Raw genomic sequence first — 21241 nt, forward strand, 5'->3', positions numbered from 1 at the left:
CGCCGGCGACGCGCGAAGGGACGCGAGCATGAGTTGAGCGGTGTCTGGAGGGGGCGATGAGGATGGTGCATCGGTGAGCACCCACCCGCCCGCTCCTGCGGCCGGCACCCGCAGGCCGCGGGTCCTGTTCATCGGGGAGGCAGCGACCCTGTCTCACATCGTGCGGCCGTTCGTGTTGGCCAGCTCGCTGGACCCGAGCCGTTACGAGGTCCACTTCGCCTGCGATCCGCGATTCAACAAGCTGCTGGGACCGATGCCTTTTCAGCACCACCCGATCTACACCATCCCCAGCGAGCAGGTGCTGGCCAAGATCGCGCAGGGCCGCTTGTTCTACACCACTCGCACGTTGCGCAGGTACGTCGAAGAAGACGCCAAGGTGCTGGCCGAGATCGCGCCGGATCTGGTGGTCGGCGACAATCGGCTATCGCTTTCGGCCAGCGCGCGGCTGGCCGGCATTCCCTACGTCGCCATCGCGAATGCCTACTGGAGTCCGTATGCGCGGCGTCGCTTTCCGCTGCCGGACACGTTGTGGACGCGCCTGCTGGGCGTCCGGCTGGTGACATTGCTGTTCCGGGTGTACCGCCCGTTGATCTTCGCCCTTTATTGCCTGCCGCTGAATTGGGTTCGCCGCAGGAACGGCTTGCCGATTCTGGGCTGGAACCTGTGCCGCATTTTCACCGACGGCGACTACACCCTGTATGCCGACGTGCCTGAGTTGGTGCCGACCGATGATCTGCCGGCCAACCATCGGTATCTGGGTCCGGTGCTGTGGTCGCCGGCGGTGCAGCCGCCGCCCTGGTGGGATTCGTTGCCGGCGGACCGGCCGATCGTTTATGCGACCCTGGGCAGTTCGGGTGGCACGAACCTGTTGCAGGTGGTGCTGGATGCGCTGGCCGATATGCCGGTGACGGTGATCGCGGCCACCGCTGACCGCAGTGATTTGACCAATGTGCCGGCCAACGCCTTTGTGGCCGACTACCTGCCGGGTGAGGCGGCTGCGGCGCGTTCAGCGGTGGTGGTCTGCAACGGCGGCAGTTTGACGACGCAGCAGGCGTTGCTGGCGGGGGTGCCGGTGGTGGGGATTGCCAGCAATCTTGACCAGCACCTGAACATGGAGGCCCTCGAGCGTGCCGGTGCGGGAATGCTGTTGCGAACCGAACGCATCAACGGCGCGCGGGTGGCCGATGCGGTCCGCCACGCGCTGGCTGATCCCGGCTATCGGCAGGCGGCCCGGCGGCTGGCCGAAGCCCTGGCACGCGACTTCGACGGGTTCTCACAGCACGTCGAAGCCGCGCTGTACCTCAAGCCGGAGAACGCGGCCTGAGACATCGCGACCACCGCCGCGGGCCGAGCCGGGCGCGAGCCTGGATCGGGTGCGCCGCCGCGCTGACCGGCTCCGTCGGGCAGCCGCCCGCCTCAACCGGGTACCGTTCTTCGGTATCCGATCCCGTTCGGCGCCAACATGCTTCGTCGACCCGGCCAGCGGTCGCGCGCCGCTGCCGCGGCCACGGTGAGAACACCCGACTAGATCAGCACCGCCTCGGCCGACACGTCGCGAAGTCCGGCAGCATCGGCCAGTCAATACCAGGCTCGTCGACCAGGGCCGCGCCGTCCGGATTTGTCTGCCGCGGTCAATGGAACTAGGGTCGGGAACCTGATTCGCGCGGCTCCCGGTGTCCTGTACTTTGAAGCGGGCACGAAGACGGCCTTGCGGACGCACGCCGCATCAAGCTGACGGCGACCCCCGCCGCACCGGCCAAGGCATAAAAGGAGTGGAGACGGCCACGATGGGATGCCGCAAATGTGGTGACAAGCAGGCACCCACAGAAGCGGGAATCCGGTGAAGCGGGCGCTCATCACCGGAATCACTGGGCAGGACGGCTCCTACCTCGCCGAATTGCTGCTGAGCAAGGGATATGAGGTCCACGGGCTCATCCGCCGGGCTTCGACGTTCAACACGTCGCGGATCGATCACCTCTACGTCGACCGCCACGATCCGCATGCGCGGTTGTTCCTGCACTATGGCGATCTCACCGACGGTACCCGGCTGGTGACGCTGCTGAGCACCATCAACCCCGACGAGGTGTACAACCTTGCGGCCCAGTCCCACGTGCGCGTCAGCTTCGACGAACCGGTGCACACGGGCGACACCACCGGCATGGGATCCATCCGGCTGCTCGAAGCTATTCGGCTGTCCCGGGTGGAATGCCGCTTCTACCAGGCGTCCTCGTCGGAGATGTTCGGTGCCTCGCCGCCGCCCCAGACCGAGCAGACGCCGTTTTACCCACGATCACCCTATGGCGCGGCAAAGGTGTACTCGTACTGGCTGACGCGCAACTATCGAGAGGCGTACGGACTGTTCGCGGTGAACGGCATCTTGTTCAACCACGAGTCGCCGCGGCGTGGTGAAACGTTCGTCACCCGGAAAATCAGCCGTGCCGTGGCACGGATCAAGGCCGGCCTCGAGTCCCACGTCTACCTGGGCAACCTCGACGCCGTTCGCGACTGGGGGTATGCGCCCGAGTATGTCGACGGGATGTGGGCCATGCTGCAGCAGTCCGAGCCGGAGGACTTCGTACTGGCGACGGGACGCGGCTATACGGTGCGCGAATTCGCCCAGACCGCCTTCGACCATGCCGGGCTCGACTGGGAGAAGCATGTGCGATTCGACGAACGCTATCTGCGTCCCACCGAGGTGGATTCGCTGATCGGCGACGCGACCAAGGCCGCCCAATCGCTGGGATGGAAGGCGTCGGTACATACCGCTGAATTGGCGCAGATCATGGTGGACGCGGACATCGCGGCCCTGGAGTGTGAAGGCAAGCCGTGGATCGACAAGCCGATGCTCACCGACCGGGCGCGCGAAAGCCAATGAGCACCTCGGCCGGCGTCCTCGACCGTACGTGCCCGGTGTATATCGCCGGGCACCGCGGGCTGGCCGGGTCTGCGTTGTTGCGCAGGTTCCAGGCCGAGGGTTTCACCAACCTCGTTGTGCGCTCACACCAAGAACTTGACCTCACGGATCGGGCGGCGACATTCGATTTCATTCTGGAGACCAGGCCACAGGTGATCATCGACGCCGCCGCCAAGGTGGGCGGGATCCTGGCCAACAGCACCTACCCGGCCGACTTCCTGTCCGAAAACCTGCAAATCCAGGTCAATCTGCTGGACGCGGCCGTGGCCGCGCGGGTGCCGCGGCTGCTGTTTCTCGGCTCCTCCTGCATCTACCCGAAATTTGCCCAGCAGCCCATCAAGGAAAGCGCGCTACTCAGCGGCCCGCTGGAGCCGACCAACAATACCTACGCGATCGCCAAGATCGCCGGCCTGCTTCAGGTCCAGGCGGTCCGCAATCAACATGGGCTGGCCTGGATCTCGGCGATGGCAACCAACCTGTATGGACCCGGCGACAATTTTTCCGCGTCCACATCGCACCTGCTGCCGGCGCTGATCCGCAGGTATGAAGAGGCCAGGGCCGGCGGCGTGCCGAAGGTGACGAACTGGGGCACCGGAACCCCGCGCCGCGAGCTGCTGCATGTCGATGATCTGGCGGACGCATGTCTGTACCTGCTGGAGCACTTCGATGGACCAAACCCCGTCAACGTCGGAACCGGCGTCGACCATACCGTGCGGGAGATCGCCGAGATGGTGGCCGGCGCAGTGGGCTACAACGGCGAAACCGATTGGGATCCAACCAAACCGGATGGAACCCCTCGCAAACTGCTGGACGTGTCGGTGTTGCGGGACGCGGGCTGGCAATCCCGGATCACCCTGCGTGAGGGCATCGAGTCCACACTTGCGTGGTACCGGGCCAACGCCGCCGTGGCGAGAAAATGAGTGTTGACTGGCTCTTAGCTGCGAGCCGGTGAGGTGTAGGCCCCCGAAACCTGCCTTCGTATCCATTCTGTGGACGGTTCCCACTCCGCGGCCCGGCGTTGTGTCGTTATCATCTTGAACGCTGAGTTCTGGCCGGGGACCACAATATTCCCGACGACGAGATAGGAAATAGGTGAATCTTCTCGGCAAAGTTGCTATGTGGGTAGAGCTGTTGAGCAGCGGCGAAGGCAAGCAACGCGTTCTCATCGGACGGGAGTTGGCTTGGCGAGTGCGAGAGCTGGAAACGATAGGCAAATTGGCCGAGGTGGAATTCTCGGTATTCAGTCAGTTTGGCGACGACGGGATCATTCAATGGCTGATCCACCGCCTGTCGGGCATCAGTGAGACTTTCGTCGAGTTTGGGGTTGGGTGCTACCAGGAAGCCAACACCAGGTTCCTCCTGTTGAACGACAACTGGAGCGGGCTGGTCATGGACTGCTCCAAACGCAATGTCGATGCCATCAAGCGTGATCGGATTTCGGTGCTCTATGACCTACAGAGCAAATGCGCGCGCGTCACCGCCGAAAACGTTGATCAATTGATGTTAGAGCATGGATTCGAGGGCGACATCGGACTATTGCACATCGATATCGACGGCAACGATTATTGGGTGTGGAGGGGGTTAACAGTCGTGCATCCCGCGATCGTCATTGTCGAATACAACAGCGTATTCGGGGCGGAGCGCCCGATCACCGTTCCCTACGATCCGAACTTCACCAGAGGGCGCTACATGAATCAACATTTCGGCGCGTCCTTGTTGGCTTTCTGCGACCTAGCTCGGGCCAAGGGATATGACTTCGTGGGCAGCAACAGCGCGGGCAACAACGCCTATTTCATCCGATCCGACCTGTCCCACGGCCTCCAGCCGCTGACCGCCGCCGAAGGCTACGTGGTGTCGAAGTTCGCTGATTCCCGCGACGCCAAGGGCCGACTGACCCGTCTCCGCGGAGAGCGGCGGCTGGCTGCACTGCGCGGGGCGCCGGTGGTCAACACGCGGACGGGCGCCGACGAAAAACTGTGAGCCGGCGGCGGGCACGCAGCGTTGGTGCACGGCCCCCGGCGGGCGCCGTCGCAGACTCAGCCCGGCTTGCGCAGCACAACCATATCTTGGTAGGCGGTGAAATTCGTTCTACCGCACCAGCTTCCCCACAGCATGTCACCCTCCTGCTCGAGGCCGGCGTCGCGGACGGCGCTGTCCCAGCCGTCCAGCGGAAGCGCGATGGCGGCCTCCGGAACAAAGGGGGTGATCACGATCAAACCCTCGTGCTCGCGAAATGGCAGGGCCGACTTGCCCTGCGCAACGAGCGCCTCAGATTCCTGATTCCACACGTACAGCGTCAGCAGCGCGCGTCCGCCGGGGGCGAGGACTCGCGCGGTCTCGGCGAGGTAGCGCGCCACCTGCGGCAGGGGCATGTGGGTGAACAACGACGATGCGAAGGCCAACTCGAAGCTCGCGTCCGGGTAGGGGAATGTGAACGCCTCGGCGTGCACCGTCCCTTTCGGGTTGTACATCTTGTTGTAGATATCTGCGCGCTGGAAACGGAAGTTGGGATGCGACACATAGTGCTCAGAACACCAGCGCACTTCGCCGGCGTTGATGTCGAAGCCCTCGTAGCTGCCCTTGGCCGGATCGAGAAATGCGGTCAACGCGCGGGCCGCACGGCCCATTCCGCAGCCCATGTCCAGGACGCGGTGGTGCGGTTCGATCTGGCCGTAGTCGCGCAGAAGGCCCAGGAACTCATCGCCAGATTCGCGAAACGGGCCGGGTGCCGCCGGGTTTCGCGACCCACCTCCTACCATGCGGCGCGGCGGGACCAACGGATCGGCCTGGCCCTTGAGCGTGTCCAGCACGTCGCCTGGCGCGTACCGCACGAATAGCCCGGCCTTGATCAGCAAAGGCACCGGGACGAATCTGAGGAAAGAGTCAACAATCCGGGACGCAACCACGTCGCACAACGTACACTGCGCCCGGACGGTGGCGCCAATTCGAGCCGCCGGGATGAGCGTTCAGGCGGGCTCGCGAAGCGGCAAGCCGGCTGCGCGGTAGATCGCATCGATGACGGTCATGTTCTCCACCGCGTCTTCCGGGGTGGTCTTCACCGCTTCGCCGCGCAGCACCGCGCCGGCGAACGCGTCGAGTTGGTACGCGTAGGACGTGCGGCGCGGAAAACGTTCCACCCGCTTTCCGCCGGCCGACCGGACCGTCAGGCGATGGAAAGACTGCGGCAATACCGGATTGAGTACCCGCAACTCACCTTGGTCGCCCACGACGCGCGCGCTGATCTGCAGCAGATCGGTCGACCACATCGAACAGCGCACCCGGCCGGTGTGCCCTTCGGCAAACCGCAGTTCGGCCGTCATCGCCCGGTCGATCTGCGGGTCGCGCAGTTTCGCTTGTGCGGAAACAACTTCCGGTGTGGAACCGCCGAAGGTGCGGACCATATGCACCGCATAGCAACCGGCATCCATGGTCGCGCCACCGGCCAGCGAGTAGTTGTAGCGGATATCGGAGAACTTAGCCAGCAGAAAGCACAGGTTGGCTTCCACCCTGCAGAGCTTGCCCAACTCGCCGGAGGCGATGATCTCCTCGACGCGCAGCGTCAGCGGGTGGTAGCGATAGTGGAACGCCTCCATCACTACCCGGCCCGATTGCGCGGCCAGTTGGGCGATTTCGCGTGCCTCGGCGGCGTTGGCGGTGAACGGCTTTTCGCACAGCACGTGCTTGCCGGCGGCCAATGCGGCCCGGGTCCAGCGGCCGTGCAAGCTGATCGGTAACGGGTTGTAGACCGCGTCCAGGTCCGGGTCGGCGACCAGCGCGTCATAGCTGTCATGGACCCGGGGTATGCCGTGCCGGGCGGCAAACGCTCGAGCACGTGACGCATCGCGGGTGGCTACCGCAGCCACGACTACCTCGGCGTTCGCTGCGGCGGGCTTGATCAGCGCCAGCGGCGCGATACGCGCGGCGCCCAGAATACCGATCCGCACCTGTCCAGACACGGGCCAGACGCTAACAGCTGGCTTGAGCCGGCGACAAGAAGACCGTTTTGCTGCGGCCATAAATTGTGACCGCGGTGGACGATATGCGCTGCTCTGGGCCGTGATGGGGGCGTCGATAAATTTTGCCTATTGCAAGATCAACTCTAACGATTTGATCCGCATAGGCGCTCGCGACAGAATTGGTTCCGACATGAGCGAATGGATCAACTAGAGCGGGCAAGTCCGTAAACCTTTGAGACGCGGTCAGCCGACGGCAGCGCAATATCAGCCCATCGGATCCCCGCGGAAAATCCGTCGTTCGAATGGCTCTCGGCGCCTTGAAATGGTATGAGCAGACTCGAACGACTGCAGCTGTTGTGAAAGACTCACCAGTATTTCTCTGAAAGGTTACGTGTTATGCGGTGCCGAATCTGTGATTCACTTACGCGGCAGGTGTTTACGCACAAGGTCCTTCACAAATACGAGTCCAAATACTACTTCTGTGATAATTGCGGTGGCTTGCAGACCGAAGACCCTCATTGGCTGGACGAGGCGTATGCGAGCCCGGTGAACTCGGCCGATACCGGCCTGGTGTTTCGTAACAACTACCTGGCACGGTTGACGTCGGCGGTTCTTCTCGTGCTGTTCGATCGGGGTGGGCGTTTTCTCGACGCGGCGGGGGGCTACGGCATATTCACCCGTCTGATGCGGGACGTCGGCTTCGACTATTACTGGAGGGACAGACACTGTCCCAATCTCACCGCGCGGGGATTCGAAGCCGGCATGGCACCGCCCGGCCGTTACACGGCAGTCACTGCCTTCGAAGTAATGGAGCATCTCGCTGATCCCGTCGCATTCGTCGCGGAGCTCCTGGAAGAGACCGGTACCGATACGATAATTTTTACGACCGAACTCTTCGCCGGTGAACCTCCGGCGCCGGAGGCGTGGTGGTACTACACGTTCGCCACCGGGCAGCACATAACTTTCTATCAAAGGTCGACCTTGGAGTTCATCGGAAAACGCTTCGGCATGCACTTTTACAGCTCGGGTATTCTGCATATCTGGACGCGAAAGAAGCTCAATCCGGTGGCGCTGCGGGTGCTTACCTGGCTACCTGTCGCGAGCGTCCTATACGTATTGCCGCGAGTGGTGCTCGGTTCTCGGACGTGGGCGGATCATGAGAGCCTGATGCGGACGGATCCATGGTAGGCATCACCGAATGGCAGATGCACGTTGCCGAGCCGCTTGCCGAGCTACCCGGATAAGCGTTCAGGCGGGCTCGCGAAGCGGCAGCCCTGCAGCACGATAGATCGCATCGATGACGGTCATGTTCTCCACCGCGTCTTCCGGGGTGGTCTGCACCGCTTCGCCGCGCAGCACCGCGCCGGCGAACGCGTCGAGCTGATACGCGTATGAGGCGCGGCGCGGAAAACGTTCCACCCGTTTGCCGTCGGCCGACCGGACCGAGAGCCGGTGGAACGAGTGCGGTAGCACCGGATTGAATACCCGCAACTCACCTTGGTCGCCCACGACGCGCGCGCTGATCTGCAGCAGATCGGTCGACCACATCGAACAGCGCACCCGGCCGGTGTGCCCTTCGGCAAACCGCAGTTCGGCCGTCATCGCCCGGTCGATCTGCGGGTCGCGCAGTTTCGCTTGTGCGGAAACAACTTCCGGTGTGGAACCGCCGAAGGTGCGGACCATATGCACCGCATAGCAACCGGCATCCATGGTCGCGCCACCGGCCAGCGAGTAGTTGTAGCGGATATCGGAGAACTTAGCCAGCAGAAAGCACAGGTTGGCTTCCACCCTGCAGAGCTTGCCCAACTCGCCGGAGGCGATGATCTCCTCGACGCGCAGCGTCAGCGGGTGGTAGCGATAGTGGAACGCCTCCATCACTACCCGGCCCGATTGCGCGGCCAGTTGGGCGATTTCGCGTGCCTCGGCGGCGTTGGCGGTGAACGGCTTTTCGCACAGCACGTGCTTGCCGGCGGCCAATGCGGCCCGGGTCCAGCGGCCGTGCAAGCTGTTGGGCAACGGGTTGTAGACCGCGTCCAGGTCCGGGTCGGCGACCAGTGCCTCATAACTTTCATGCACCCGGGGTACGCCGTGCTTAGCGGCAAACGCCTGCGCACGTGACGCATCGCGGGCCGCCACCGCCGCCACCACGACCTCGGCATTTTTCTTGGCGGGTTGGACGAGCGCCAAGGGTGCGATGCGGGCGGCGCCCAGGATTCCGATCCGGACCTGTCGAGACACGGACCGACGCTAGCATCTGGAGCGGACCGGCGACGCGCGACGGGTTGGTAGGACGGTTGCCAGTGCGCGTTGCGACCGATGACCGGCCGCTGCCGCTTACGGGGCCGGCGCGAAGAGCCGGTCCAGTACGGCCCGGCCCGCGCCGTCATCGGCATGGACGGCGGCGACGTCCCAGTAGTGATATCCGCGTTCGGCAAATCGCTTGTCCAGCACTGCGGCGGCGGCCGGTAGCTCGTCGACCGGCAAAGCCCGGACCGGCCTGCCGAAGTTGTCCCAGATGCCGGCGTGGGCATAGCCGGCGGTCTGCAGCTCCCCCCACACCGCGGCGGGGTCGGGTACACCGGCCATGCGGGTCAGCTCGGGGTAGTACTCGAATAACAGCACGGGGCAGGTGTCTGCATACGCGCGCGCCAGCGGCGGGATCAGCGTCGTGTCGTAGCCTTCGGTGTCCGATTTGATGAGCCGGATCGGCGGCAGTTCCGGGTGACGCTGCGGCAGTTCGGACACGGTCAGTGCGGCTGCCGCCCCGCCGGTGCCGCCGGGCGCGAAGCGGGTGTCGCCGCCCTTTCGGATCGCGCCCAGACCGGCGGCCTCGGCGACATCGGTGACCAGTAGCGCGAAGTCGATCACACATCGATCGTCCGAGCCGACGTTGCGCCTCAGGTACGGCAGATACTCGGGATCTCCCTCGATGCAAAGGATGCGGGCGTCGACTTTGGCGAGGAGCTGCCTAGCGGAGTCGCCGATATTGGCCCCGACGTCGATGACGCCCAACGGCTTGTCGGTCTCTGCCAGTCCTACCGCCAGGCTGATCAGATTCTGACCGTAGGTGGGGAACAGGCGGGCATAGTCCGGTAGCCGGTGATACCACGGCATCGCCAACGAAACACCTTGCACGTCGCGGATCACCGGACGGTTGCCGAACCACTGACGGACCGTGCGGTAGGAGAGTTCCAGTCCGAGCTGCCGAAGCAATTGGCGATAACTCATGGCGTTCCGTTCAAACTCACCCGCAAAGGGTATCCGACCTTTGGTTTTCCCGCGGCTCGCAGCCTTGGTACGGCGCAAGTCACGCGGGTACGGGCCGGGCACGGGCACATCCACGCCCGAGTCGGCTCGGCGTCCGTGTGGGCCCCGCCCCCCTCTCGGCCAGCCGACCAGGTCGCCCGAAGCACATGCCCGCGGTTCGGCAACCAGTCGCCCGGTGGTATCGAATCGCGTTGTAGCAGAGTTGCTTCCGAGTTCAGCCTAGACAACTTCGAGGTCCGCGTGCGCAGCGCGTCCCCGGGGCGGGCCGTGGCCGGGTGGGTTGGCTCGCCCATCGCGACGAAGGTGGCGTACGTTCTGATAGTCGTTCTTCCGGACTGCACGTCGTCGCGGGAGATATCCAGGAGGTTTGAAACTGTGCTGTGCCGGGTGAACGCCGTCGTCGAGGTAATGGTGGAGGCCGAGGCGGCTGAGGCCGAGCGCCCATGAAAGTCGCATTTGATCACCAGATCTTCGCCATCCAGCGGTACGGCGGTGTGTCGCGTTATTTCTTCGAGCTGGCGAGCCGCCTACCTGCCGACACGGTGTCGGAGGTGTCCGTGGTCGCGCCGTTATACCTCAACGCCTATCTGGCGGCCGACTCGGCCCGCGGCTTCACCCACGGGAAACATGTGCCCTACACGTTCAAGGGCGCCCCGGTGCTTGTCGAACTCGCCAATCAGGTCGCGGCACCGTTCGCGTGGTCGAAGTCGGACGCGGACATCCTGCACGAGACCTGGCACCCCTTCAAACCCGTCGGTAAGGCGCGGCGCCGGGTGGTGACGATCTTCGACATGATTCACGAGCTGTTCAAGCCGCCCATGGCCAAAGTGGCAATCGCCGCCAAACGCGCGTCTGTCAATCGCGCCGACCATGTGATCTGCGTCTCCGAAAGCGCCCGGCACGACCTGGTACGTCTCTACGGCATCGACCCGGCCCGCACCAGCGTTGTACACCTCGCCTGTTCACTGCCGGTGCACGCGAACACCGCGACGGTGGACAGCGGCGGGCGCCGGCCCTCGCTCCTCTACGTCGGACGTCGCGAGGGATACAAGAACTTCGCTACGTTGTTGCGCGCCTACAGCAGCTCGCCGATCCTGCGGGAGTTCGAGTTGATCGCCTTCGGCGGCCCCCCGTTCCTGCGCGAGGAGCAGAAAGAGATCGCGCGGTTGGGAGTCGCTGACCGGGTGCGCTTCGAGTCCGGCTCTGACGAGCAGCTGGCGGCCCGCTACCGGGCAGCTGCCGCATTCGTCTATCCGTCGCTGTACGAGGGTTTCGGGATCCCCCCGCTGGAAGCCATGAGTCAGGGCTGCCCGGTGGTGTGCAGCAACGCGGGCGGAATTCCAGAAGTGGTCGCGGATGCCGGCGTCTATTTCGATCCCGACAGCCCCGAGGAGCTGCGCACGGCTGTGGAGCGTGTGGTGACGACGGAGCGCCTGCGTACTGACCTGCGCGAGCGTGGCTATGCGCGCCTCCCGTCGTTCTCCTGGGACAAGAACGCAGCCGAGACGGCGGGGATCTATCGCAAAATCCTCTGAATCACAACGTTATCCGGCCTCGCCAGTTGCGGGCCGCGCCGTCGTGCGGCCGGCATCAGGCGGCGCGAACCCGTAACTTCAGCCACCAGCGCGCCCCGATGATGACCAGCCGGATGCCCAACCTGGTGGTTATCGGCAGCCGCTTGAGAAACGCCTTGTCAACGAAGGTATTGCTGAGGCCGCCCAACTCGTTGAAGTGCGCGACCACGATGTTCATGTGCCGGGTGACCAGCGCCGGGTTGGAGAAGCAGCGGATATTGAAATCCCAGTCGGCCAGGGACCGGTAGCGCAGGTTGTAGGGGCCGATGCTGGTGAAGAGTTCGCGGCGGTAAAAGATCGCCTGATGACAGATGTTGCGCTTGAACAGCAGGCGATCAAGGTCGAAGTCGCCACCGTAGCGCAATTTGGTTGAGCGCATGATCACATCGCCGTACACCAGATCGCTGTGCTCATGTTCGCCGATGAAGGCCGCTACCCGGGCCAGCGTGTCGGCCTGGTACAGCGCGTCGTCGGCGCCCAGAAACAGCAACCACGTCCCCGTCGCCAGGCTCACGCCGCGATTCATCGCGTCGTAGACACCTCGGTCGGTGCCGCAACGTACCACCAGACGCGTGTCGAAGTTTGGGGCAAAGCTGTTTGCGATGTCGACGGTGGCATCTGTCGAGCCGCCGTCGACGAGTATCAACTCGAAGTCGCGGAACCTCTGGCGGGCAATGCTTTCCAGGCAATCACGCAGTGCCGAGGCCACGTTCAAGGTGGGGATGATGATGGAAAACAGTGGTGCGGCCGCGTTGGCTTTTGTTGTCTCAGCAGCGGTCAAGCTGGCCTCACATCGCGCTTCGAGTCAATTGGCATCGCGGAAGAAGATGCCGTCGGCCTGCAACATGCGACCATTTCGAGCGTCCATGAAACAGGGCAGCAACCCAGTCAATGTGAAGCCCAGGGAATACACCTTATCGAGTGCTTCCGGAATGAGCATGCCGCCTTCGTACAATGGCGAGAAGGAGAGTTCGAGTTGCATGCCGACGCAATGTTCGTTGATCGTCGACTTGGCGCCGTCGAGTACCTGTTTCTCAAATCCCTGTACGTCAACTTTGAGGAAAACCGCGCCGTTGGGCCGGACAAATTCCGGGGCCACGGAATCGAGTCGGCGAATCGGCGCCTCCTCGGTGCCGACGTAATTCGCCGGGGGAAAGGCCTCCTGGTGGCGGGTGAGCATGGGCAACACCGAACTGCTCTGACCGGCGTTTCCTGCGACATTGACCGAGATCGTCCCGTCGGAATCGCCGAGCGCACACTGCTGGCAATCCCAGAACGGATCAGCAGCCGCCTTTCTTTCCAAGGCCAGAAATGGTTTTGATAGCGGCTCGAACGAGACGATGCGACCGTTGTACCCCGCGCGGCGCAGACCGTTGGCATATTGCCCCGAATTGGCCCCGACGTCGAAAACGACGTCGACCCGGCGCAATTCGAGTTGCTTCACAAACTGGTGTCTTTGGTCCCGCTCGGAATAACGGCGCGGCACCTCAAAGGCAGCGCTGCGCACGATGAAACGAGCCAGGTCCGACAAATGCACCGTGTGACACTAACATGTCCGTCGGCCTGCCCGGGTTGGCCGGCGCAGGGCGGTGCGGCCGCGATCTTAGACGTTGCCCGGAGGACCGGTAGCCGCCGCTCACGTCCTGGCGTCGGGCTGCTCGCTGCGGTAGAGGGCGTCGCACCGCGCCGAGTCCGTCCCGGGGACGCGGTGACTGTCGGTGGCTGCCATGAAATGCCCGCCGTTGGGCATGCGCGCTAGACTTCACCGCGGCAGCGCGAGGAGGTTGCGAGCTTGCCCTCGAGTTGGCGATCGGCATGACGCGGCGTGCAGCGGCCCGCATGTCGCTCAATCAGGGTGTTGTTCTTGGGCTTTCCGCGCGGCACGGGTTTCCCGCTCGGGCCGGGATGCGGTGGTGCGCCAAGCGTTCGGGCCGTGCGGACCGCCCCGTGTGCGGGCGCAGTGAAAGGGTCTTGGCGCGATGAGCAACGTGGTCGATCCGCTCGACCAGACCTTCTTTGCCGGCGAGCGAGCGACCGGAACCTTCAACGTGCTGCAGTGTGTCTGGGTGTACGACCGTGGGGTAGACATCAACCGGCTCCGGCAGTTTCACCACCATCTGCGTCGGGGACGGCTGGCTCGCCGAATCGAATGTTCGCCGCTGCCGTTCGGTCGGCATCGTTGGGTTTCTTCCGGACTTCGAGATCGTCACCACGCCCCGGCCTCGCGAGGAATTCGATGCCTGGGTCCACGAGCAGGCCAGCGCACCGTTGGATGCCGAGCACGGACCCGGATGGCGACTTGCGGTGCACCCCTTCACCGGCGGCGGCGCGGGGATCAGTTTGGCCATCTCCCATTGCCTCACCGACGCCGTCGGGCTGTGCGAAGCGGTGGCGGACGCGGCCTGCGGCCGCGACGAGCAGCTCAGCTGGCCCGCAGCCGGGTCGCGCCGACGCTGGGAAGCGCTGCGCGAAGACGCCGGCCAAGCCGCGCGTGACATGCCTGGTATCGCCCGGGCCGTCGCCAAGGCAGCCCGACTGGCCCGGCGCAACCGTGGTTACCCGGGAGCGGCGGCGCCGAGGCGTAGCAGGCGCGTCGCGCCGCTGTCCGGGGCGGACCGGACCATCATGTTCCCGGCGGCGACGATCTTGGTTGACGCCGAAGAATGGGACGCCCGCGCGCAGTCGCTGGGAGGGACCAGCAACACCCTGCTCGCCGGGCTGGCGGTCCGGCTGGCCCAGCGGCTGGGACGCGTCAGCGCGAACGGCTCGGTCACCGTGGGCATGCCGGTCAGCGAACGCATCGCCGGCGATACCCGCGCCAACGCGGTCACCAAGGTCGACATCACCGTCGACCCCGGTTGCGCGACCACGGACCTCCGCCAAATCCGCTCCGCCACAAAGCAAGCACTGATCCGCCGGCAACAGCTGCCCAACGAGCAGTCGGTACTGCTGCCCCTGATACCGCTGTTGCCGCAGTGGCTGGTCCGGCGCACTGTCGGAGTGGCCGCCGGAAATGTCTCATCCAACATCGGTGCGGTCAACCCGGCCGCCTGCCGGCCGGACGGAACGGACGCCGACCACTTCGCCGTCACGGGTTTCTGGGGCGTGCGCACCTCGGTCATGGACCGCAGCGGTGGATATCTGGGACTGCTGTCCGGACGTACGCACGCCGAGGTCTTCGTCTCGGTCCTCGCCTATCAGCCGGGCCGGTCCAATTCTAATGACGAACTGCGTCAAGACCTTTCGAGCACCTTATCCGAGTTCTCGCTTGCCGGGAGGATGGGCTGGGGATGCCCCGAGGCGGTCGGCAGGATGCGCTAGCGGTTCCGCGCGGCTCAGTTCAGCCGGACTGTTCCCGTCGAGATCCCGGCGCCGGGCAGACGCTCCAGCAGCGCGTCGCCCATCGCCGCCGCGGGGGTAAGGACCCCCCGCAATTCGGAAAGGCGGCCGCGATCAAGCGCCAGTGCCAGACCGCACTGCCCGAGAAGCACCGCGGTCGACTCGTATGCGTCGACATTGTGCGCGAAAGTCGCCAGGTAGCGCGTACCGGTCGTGGTGGTGGTGTAGGTCTCGAATCGATAGTGGCCGCGCTGGCGGGATTTCCGGCTGGGGCCGGTCCCCGGTTTGGGGGTAACGCGCTCCACGAACCGACGCGGTAGCCGACTGAAGTATCTGTTGCCCAAACCGATAGCGCCCGCGACCGCACCGGTGGCCACGGCCGATGCCACCGGCGCCGCGAACGACTGCCCCAGGCTCATGGTCTCCGAGTAGCGGAATCGCCGGCCATAGGCCCAGTCCTGTAACGCGTTGCTGCGCCTGACAATCCGGGTGTTGAACGGGCCCTGCACAAATCCGCCGGTCCAAAAGCCGGCGAGTTCGGGTGCCAAGTCGACTCCGCGGCGGCGGAGAAAGTCCGGCTGCGGACCAAGTTCGGGTTCGGCGCCGCGGTCGGTGGTCAGCGTATACGGGTCCTCGACCAGCCGCCGGGCTTCCGGGTCGCTGGATGCGGTGCGCATCGCCTCCGAATAGGTAGCAACCGAGCCACCGGAAACCCAGCGCTGGGAGAACGAGCGGAGCACCAGGTTGGTGTCGCAAAGTTCGCCCGTGCCGTCCTGGATCGTCCGACGATACAGTTGGTAGACGCTCAAATCCGAAGGCACCGAATCGAATCCGCAGGCAAGCACAATCCGGGCGCCGGTGTCGGCGGCTTGCTTGTGATACAGGTCGATGCTGTTGCGGCAGAACATCACTTCGCCGGTCAAGTCGGCATAGTCGGTTCCGGCCCCGGCGCAGGCCGCCACCAGTGGCAGGCCGTAGCGGGTATAGGGGCCGACGGTAGTCAGCACCACCCGGGTACGGGCGGCCATCGCCTCCAGCGTCGACGGTTGAGCCGCATCGGCGATGATCAGCGGCCAGTCCCGGGCGCTGGCGCCCAACGTTTCCCGCGCGGCTTGCAGCCGGTTACTCGAGCGGCCGGCCAGCGCGATCCGGGCGCTCGACTCGCAGCGTGCGAGGTGTTCGGCGGTGAGTATGCCCGAAAAGCCCGTGGCGCCATATACGACGATGTCGAACTCGCGTTCGGCTGAATTCACCCGGGTGAGACTACCCGAGCAGCGCTGCGTCCGGGGGTGGGCGGTGGGGCGCTCAGCCTTGAACGGAGTCCTTGACGAAGCAGTACATCCGGTAGGAAATGTCGCCGCTTTCCAGGTAGCGGGACAGTTGAGTGCCTTGCACGCCGATGAATTCGCGGCCCGCGAAGCGCAGAAACGCCGGCAGATGCCGATCGACCAGCTCCCGTGATTTCGTCGAATTCTTTTCGATGCCGCGCAGGACCTCGGCATTGATCTCCCGCTGCGACAGTTGGCGCAGCGGCGCGTCGGCCAGGTCGGCCTCCCAGGCCGGGATCTCATTGTCGGGGCGCAGGTCGGCGTAGGCGAAGTACCCGCCCGGCCGCAGTACCCGCACCACCTCCGCGAGGAACCGCCGGAAGTGCGGATAGCAGTGCGAGGCTTCGACATTGAGAACCACATCGAAGGATTCGTCGTCGAAGGGCAGGTTTTCGGCGTCGCCTCGCACAAAATCAAGGCCCGGCAGGTGGTGTCGCTTCTGGCAAAGCCGGATACCAGCCGGGTTCAGGTCGAGCGCCGTGTAAGAGGCCGGCTGCAAGGTGCGGGTGAGGTAGGAGGCGCCGCCGCCGTGGCCGCAGCTGACCTCGAGCACCCGTTTGCCCTTCAGATCTGCCTGAGTCGCCGTGCGGTGGTACAGGTTGATGTGGGCTCGGTTGGGTTCGTCGGATTCTGTCAGCGGCAGCGCCATCGGCGGATCCTCTTCATAGGCCCAGTTGATGAACACGATTTCGTCGGTAGCGAGCCCGCGTGTCATCAGCGGGTACCAGAACCGCCAGACTCGCTTGTAGATCGGGGTGCTCCCAACGCGGGCGAGCAGGCTGTGGGTGGGAGTGAAGGGCATGGGCAAGCAGTTTGGCAGACCCACACGATGAGGGAGCCCGGACTCAAGCGGTCGCGGGAACCCCGCACGGTACCGAGGTCGGCGAGAGCGCTGGTCCGACCCGCTGCCGGCCGTCTGACGCCGTCGGCCAGCCCGCCCGATCGGGCGGCTGAGGTAGCCTCCCCGGCATGTCGGTGATCAACAGCGTGGCAGGCGGGCAGTGAGCAGGGGCGGATTTCGTTTCGGTTTTGTCGATTCGCTCGTGCACTCGCGGTTTCGCCCGGGTTGGCTGGCGCGGTCCAGCATGGTGGCCGCGACGCTGACAGGCGCCGATTCGTACTGGGTAGGCGACCATCTGAATGCACTGGTGCCGCGCTCGATCGCGACGCCGGAATATCTGGGGATCGCCGCGAAACTGGTGCCCAGCGTCGATGCCAACTACGAACCCTGGACGATGCTGGGAAACCTCGCTTACGGCAGGCCCAAGCGGTTGCGGCTGGGCGTGTGCGTGACCGACGCCAGTCGCCGCAACCCGGCGGTCACGGCCCAGGCCGCCGCGACTCTGCAGCTGCTTACCCGGGGCAATGCCATCCTGGGTATCGGTGTTGGGGAGCGTGAAGCCAACGAGCCCTACGGCGTTGAGTGGACCAAACCGGTGGCGCGGTTCGAAGAAGCACTGGCCACCATACGTGCGTTGTGGGGTTCGAACGGCGAATTGGTCTCGCGCGAATCGGCATACTTTCCGCTGCGTAACGCCGCGTTCGACCTGCCGCCATACCGGGGGAAATGGCCGGAAATCTGGATTGCGGCGCACGGGCCGCGGATGCTGCGTGCCACCGGACGCTACGCCGACGCCTGGGTTCCCATTGTTCTGGTGCGACCCGATGACTACCGCCGGGCGCTTGAAACCGTACGCGCAGCGGCATCCGACGCCGGCCGTGACCCGATGTCGATTACGCCGTCGGCGGTGCGCGGGGTGATCACCGGTCGCAACAGCGACGACGTGGCGGAGGCGTTGGATTCTGTGGTCGTGAAGATGACCGCGCTCGGCGTGCCCGGCGACGTCTGTGCCCGCCACGGTGTCGAGCATCCGATGGGGGCCGATTTCTCCGGGGTGCAGGATCTGATCCCGCAGACGATGGACCAGCAGACGGTCTTGTCGTATACGGCGAAAGTCCCGCCCGCACTGATGAAAGAGGTTGTCTTCAGCGGCACTCCCGCGGAAGTGGTCGACCAGGTAGCGGAATGGCGAGATCACGGCCTCGAGTACTTGCTCGTGATCAACGGCAGTCTGGTCAATCCGAGCCTGGGCAAGGCGGTTGCGGCGAGCCTGCCGCACGCCAAGGTGTTGCGCGGACTCAAGAAGCTGGGTGTCAGCTCGCCGACCTGCGGCTGACCACCGGGTTAATTCTGTCCTGCGGGCACAGTGGCCGGGACCTGTTATTGTCGTGTGGCCTCACCGACGTGGCATTGCATTCCGGGCAACGTACGAGCCGTATATGCGCCGATTCCGATTCGAAGGACACGGCAGCGAAACGTCCGTACTCTCTTGCGTCAAGAGCCGAAGGACGACCATGCAAACGAACGTGTCATTTCAGGCTGGGGGAGAGGTGGCGACGCAAACCGACCAGGGCACAGATGCCCAACCGGCGCAACCGCCGAATGGGACGGTAACCCGATTCGCGATGAGCGAATCGTCGCTCATCGATCTGCTGCACAAGGCGGCCACCAACTACCCCAACCGCGCGGCATACAAGTTCATCGACTACGAGCTGGATCCGAAAGGAATTACCGAAACCCTCACCTGGTGGCAGGTCTACCGACGCGCCATGATCGTGGCGGACGAACTCAGGATCTGCGCGTCTCGTGGTGATCGGGCGGCGATATTGGCCCCGCAGGGGCTCGAATACATCGTTGCCTTCCTCGGCGCGCTGGAGGCCGGCCTGATCGCCGTTCCGCTGCCGGTTCCGCAGTTCGGTATCCACGACGAACGAATTTCCGCTGCGTTGCGGGATTCCTTGCCGACGGTCATTGTCACCACGTCCGCGGTTGTCGACGAGGTCACCAAGTATGTGCCGCACGCCCGCGCGCCCCAGGGTCCGGCGCCGATCGTCGTGGCCGTTGACTCGCTGGACCTGGACTCGCCGCGCGAAGTCGCCACCACACCACACGCACGCCCGGGTACGGCCTACATCCAGTACACGTCGGGGTCGACGCGCTCGCCCGCCGGTGTCGTGCTGTCGCACAAGAACGTCATCACCAACTGCGTGCAGCTGATGTCGGATTACCTCGGCGATACGGAAAAGGTTCCCTCTACGGCGGTGTCGTGGCTGCCGTTCTATCACGACATGGGGTTGATGCTGGGTGTCATCCTGCCGATGATCAACCAGGACACGGCAGTGTTGCTGAGCCCGATGGCGTTTCTGCAGCGGCCGGCCCGCTGGATGCAATTGCTGGGCAGACATCGCGGCCAGATTTCCAGCGCACCGAACTTCGGTTTCGAACTGGCGGTCCGCAGAACCTCCGACGACGATATGGCCGGACTGGACCTCGGGCACGTGCGGGCGATCGCCACCGGCGCCGAACGCGTAAACCCCGCGACGGTCCGGCGTTTCCTCGACCGGTTCGCCAAGTTCAACCTCAGCCAGACGGCGATCCGACCCTCCTACGGGCTCGCCGAGGCCACGGTATACGTGGCGACCGCTGGACCGGGACGCCCGCCCAAGGCTGTGTGTTTCGACTACCAGCAACTGGCCGCAGGCCAGGCCCGGCGCTGCGACAGCGATGCCGATGAGGGCGCCAAGCTGGTCAGCTACGGCACGCCGCGGGCCTCGACCGTGCGGATCGTCGACCCCGATGCCAGCACAGAGATTCCTGCGGGAACGGTCGGCGAAATCTGGGTCCAGGGCGACAACGTGGCCATGGGTTATTGGCGCAACCCCGAACTCACCGAGCGGACCTTCGCGGCAAAGCTCGTCGATCCCTCGCCCGGCACCCCGGCCGGTCCGTGGCTGCGAACCGGAGACCTCGGCGTCATGTTCGAGGGAGAGTTGTTCATCACCGGCCGTATCAAGGATCTGCTGGTGGTGGATGGGTCCAACCACTATCCCGACGACATTGAGGCGACAATCCAGGAGATCACCGGCGGCCGGGTGGTGGCGATAGCCGTGCCCGACGACCGCACCGAACAGTTGGTCACCGTCATCGAGGTCACGAAGTGGGGTCATCCCGACGCCGAGGCGTCGGAACGCCTGCGCACGCTCAAACGCGAAGTGACGTCCGCGATATCACGGCTACATCGGGTACGCGTCGCTGATGTAGTCATGGTGGCTCCGGGTTCGATTCCCGTGACCACCAGCGGTAAGGTTCGGCGTTCGGCGTGCGTCGAGCGTTACCTGAACCAGGAATTCACCCGCGTGGACGGTGCCGCATGACGACACGCGTCTGTGGGATTCCGCCTCACCCGAGAAATAGCACATGACCGACCGCACGCTGTCTGACGAAGAGATCCGGACGCTCGATCGCGATCTTCGGATTCTCCTCGCAACCAACGGCACCCTCACCCGGATTCTCAACGTGGTGGCCAACGAAGAAATCGTCGTGCAGATCGTCAATCAACAAATTCGCCGGACCGCAGCGAAGGTGGCTGAACTTGGCCCATCGGTGGTGGGCCGGGTGCTGCAACGTAATATTTTGCTCAAGGGCCGGAATTCAGGGACCGTCTTTGTGGCCGCGGAGTCGTTGGTCGCCATTGACCTGCTGCCACCGGAAATAATGGTGCGGTTGACCAGAACGGATCATCCTATTGGCGAAGTTATGGCCGCCAGTTACATCGAGACATTCAAGGAGGCGGCCAGAGTCTGGCTAGGAGACTTGCCGCGGTGGCTCGCGCTGGACGGGTACCAGCATTCACGGCGCAGAACCGTCGGGCGCCGCTACCGTATCCTGACCGGCGGGCAACCCGTCATTGTGATCACCGAATACTTTCTTCGCGCTGTGTTCCACGATGCTCCGCATGAAGAAACCGATCGCCGCCAGTTTTCGAATGTCATCACTGCGGCGCGCTAGGGGCGGTCATCCAG

17 protein-coding genes and 1 pseudogene are annotated in these 21241 nt (G+C 64.5%); 10 read left to right on the forward strand and 8 right to left on the reverse strand.

Annotation, left to right across the window (positions count from 1 at the left end; genetic code table 11):
* Positions 1 to 73: 73 nt before the first annotated feature.
* The 4 genes from EET13_RS08795 (at position 74) to EET13_RS08810 (ending at position 4894) form a co-directional block, all read left to right on the forward strand.
* Positions 74 to 1324, forward strand: a complete 1251-nt coding sequence (locus EET13_RS08795; RefSeq protein ID WP_244603828.1) for a nucleotide disphospho-sugar-binding domain-containing protein — start codon at positions 74 to 76, stop codon at positions 1322 to 1324.
* 516 nt (positions 1325 to 1840) lie between these two features.
* Positions 1841 to 2875, forward strand: coding sequence for a GDP-mannose 4,6-dehydratase (gene gmd / locus EET13_RS08800; protein ID WP_122441918.1), 1035 nt, complete (start codon positions 1841 to 1843; stop codon positions 2873 to 2875).
* Positions 2872 to 3834 carry a GDP-L-fucose synthase family protein gene (locus EET13_RS08805; RefSeq protein ID WP_122441919.1) on the forward strand — a complete coding sequence of 321 codons (963 nt, stop codon included), beginning with the start codon at positions 2872 to 2874 and terminating at the stop codon, positions 3832 to 3834. Before gmd ends, EET13_RS08805 begins: the two co-directional genes overlap by 4 nt.
* Positions 3835 to 4006: 172 nt before the next feature.
* Positions 4007 to 4894 carry a hypothetical protein gene (locus EET13_RS08810; protein WP_244603829.1) on the forward strand — a complete coding sequence of 296 codons (888 nt, stop codon included), beginning with the start codon at positions 4007 to 4009 and terminating at the stop codon, positions 4892 to 4894.
* A 56-nt stretch (positions 4895 to 4950) separates the two neighbouring features.
* Here EET13_RS08810 and EET13_RS08815 read toward each other — a convergent pair whose 3' ends face one another.
* Positions 4951 to 5775, reverse strand: coding sequence for a class I SAM-dependent methyltransferase (locus tag EET13_RS08815; protein ID WP_122441921.1), 825 nt, complete (start codon positions 5773 to 5775; stop codon positions 4951 to 4953).
* 105 nt (positions 5776 to 5880) lie between these two features.
* Positions 5881 to 6870, reverse strand: a complete 990-nt coding sequence (locus EET13_RS08820; protein WP_244603830.1) for a Gfo/Idh/MocA family protein — start codon at positions 6868 to 6870, stop codon at positions 5881 to 5883.
* 498 nt (positions 6871 to 7368) lie between these two features.
* On the opposite strand from EET13_RS08820, the gene EET13_RS08825 reads away from it, so the two are divergent.
* Positions 7369 to 8058 (forward strand): class I SAM-dependent methyltransferase, encoded by a 690-nt coding sequence (locus tag EET13_RS08825; RefSeq protein ID WP_168991252.1) that lies wholly within the window; start codon positions 7369 to 7371, stop codon positions 8056 to 8058.
* A 60-nt stretch (positions 8059 to 8118) separates the two neighbouring features.
* Here the strand turns inward: EET13_RS08825 and EET13_RS08830 are convergent, their stop codons facing one another.
* The gene (locus EET13_RS08830) at positions 8119 to 9108 is read right to left on the reverse strand and encodes a Gfo/Idh/MocA family protein (protein ID WP_122441924.1); all 990 of its coding nucleotides are present in this window, start codon (positions 9106 to 9108) and stop codon (positions 8119 to 8121) included.
* Positions 9109 to 9204: 96 nt separating this feature from the next.
* A complete protein-coding gene (locus EET13_RS08835; protein ID WP_122441925.1) occupies positions 9205 to 10098 on the reverse strand; it encodes an FkbM family methyltransferase in 894 nt (297 codons plus the stop codon).
* Positions 10099 to 10580: 482 nt separating this feature from the next.
* Here EET13_RS08835 and EET13_RS08845 point away from each other — a divergent pair, with 482 nt between their 5' ends.
* Positions 10581 to 11672 carry a glycosyltransferase family 4 protein gene (locus EET13_RS08845; RefSeq protein WP_122441927.1) on the forward strand — a complete coding sequence of 364 codons (1092 nt, stop codon included), beginning with the start codon at positions 10581 to 10583 and terminating at the stop codon, positions 11670 to 11672.
* Between the two features lie 55 nt (positions 11673 to 11727).
* On the opposite strand, the gene EET13_RS08850 is transcribed toward EET13_RS08845, so the two are convergent.
* Together EET13_RS08850 and EET13_RS08855 are read right to left on the reverse strand one after the other, a co-directional pair.
* Positions 11728 to 12492 carry a glycosyltransferase family 2 protein gene (locus EET13_RS08850; protein ID WP_122441928.1) on the reverse strand — a complete coding sequence of 255 codons (765 nt, stop codon included), beginning with the start codon at positions 12490 to 12492 and terminating at the stop codon, positions 11728 to 11730.
* Positions 12493 to 12516: 24 nt separating this feature from the next.
* On the reverse strand, positions 12517 to 13248 hold the full coding sequence (locus EET13_RS08855) for an FkbM family methyltransferase (RefSeq protein ID WP_122441929.1): 732 nt from the start codon (positions 13246 to 13248) through the stop codon (positions 12517 to 12519).
* A 442-nt stretch (positions 13249 to 13690) separates the two neighbouring features.
* Here EET13_RS08855 and EET13_RS08860 point away from each other — a divergent pair.
* Positions 13691 to 15032: pseudogene (locus EET13_RS08860) on the forward strand (hypothetical protein).
* Positions 15033 to 15046: 14 nt separating this feature from the next.
* Here EET13_RS08860 and EET13_RS08865 read toward each other — a convergent pair.
* On the reverse strand, positions 15047 to 16303 hold the full coding sequence (locus tag EET13_RS08865) for a saccharopine dehydrogenase family protein (protein WP_122441930.1): 1257 nt from the start codon (positions 16301 to 16303) through the stop codon (positions 15047 to 15049).
* A 52-nt stretch (positions 16304 to 16355) separates the two neighbouring features.
* Entirely contained in the window at positions 16356 to 17180 is an 825-nt protein-coding gene (locus tag EET13_RS08870; protein ID WP_122441931.1) for a phthiotriol/phenolphthiotriol dimycocerosates methyltransferase, read from the reverse strand.
* Between the two features lie 199 nt (positions 17181 to 17379).
* Here EET13_RS08870 and EET13_RS08875 point away from each other — a divergent pair, with 199 nt between their 5' ends.
* From EET13_RS08875 to EET13_RS08885, 3 genes are all read left to right on the forward strand, one after another.
* Positions 17380 to 18555, forward strand: coding sequence for an LLM class flavin-dependent oxidoreductase (locus EET13_RS08875; RefSeq protein ID WP_122441932.1), 1176 nt, complete (start codon positions 17380 to 17382; stop codon positions 18553 to 18555).
* Between the two features lie 289 nt (positions 18556 to 18844).
* Positions 18845 to 20593, forward strand: coding sequence for an AMP-binding protein (locus EET13_RS08880; protein WP_211189044.1), 1749 nt, complete (start codon positions 18845 to 18847; stop codon positions 20591 to 20593).
* A 43-nt stretch (positions 20594 to 20636) separates the two neighbouring features.
* The gene (locus EET13_RS08885) at positions 20637 to 21227 is read left to right on the forward strand and encodes a chorismate--pyruvate lyase family protein (RefSeq protein WP_122441934.1); all 591 of its coding nucleotides are present in this window, start codon (positions 20637 to 20639) and stop codon (positions 21225 to 21227) included.
* The last annotated feature ends 14 nt before the right edge of the window (positions 21228 to 21241 follow it).

The sequence above is a fragment of the Mycobacterium attenuatum genome (assembly GCF_900566085.1).
Classification (GTDB): domain Bacteria; phylum Actinomycetota; class Actinomycetes; order Mycobacteriales; family Mycobacteriaceae; genus Mycobacterium; species Mycobacterium attenuatum.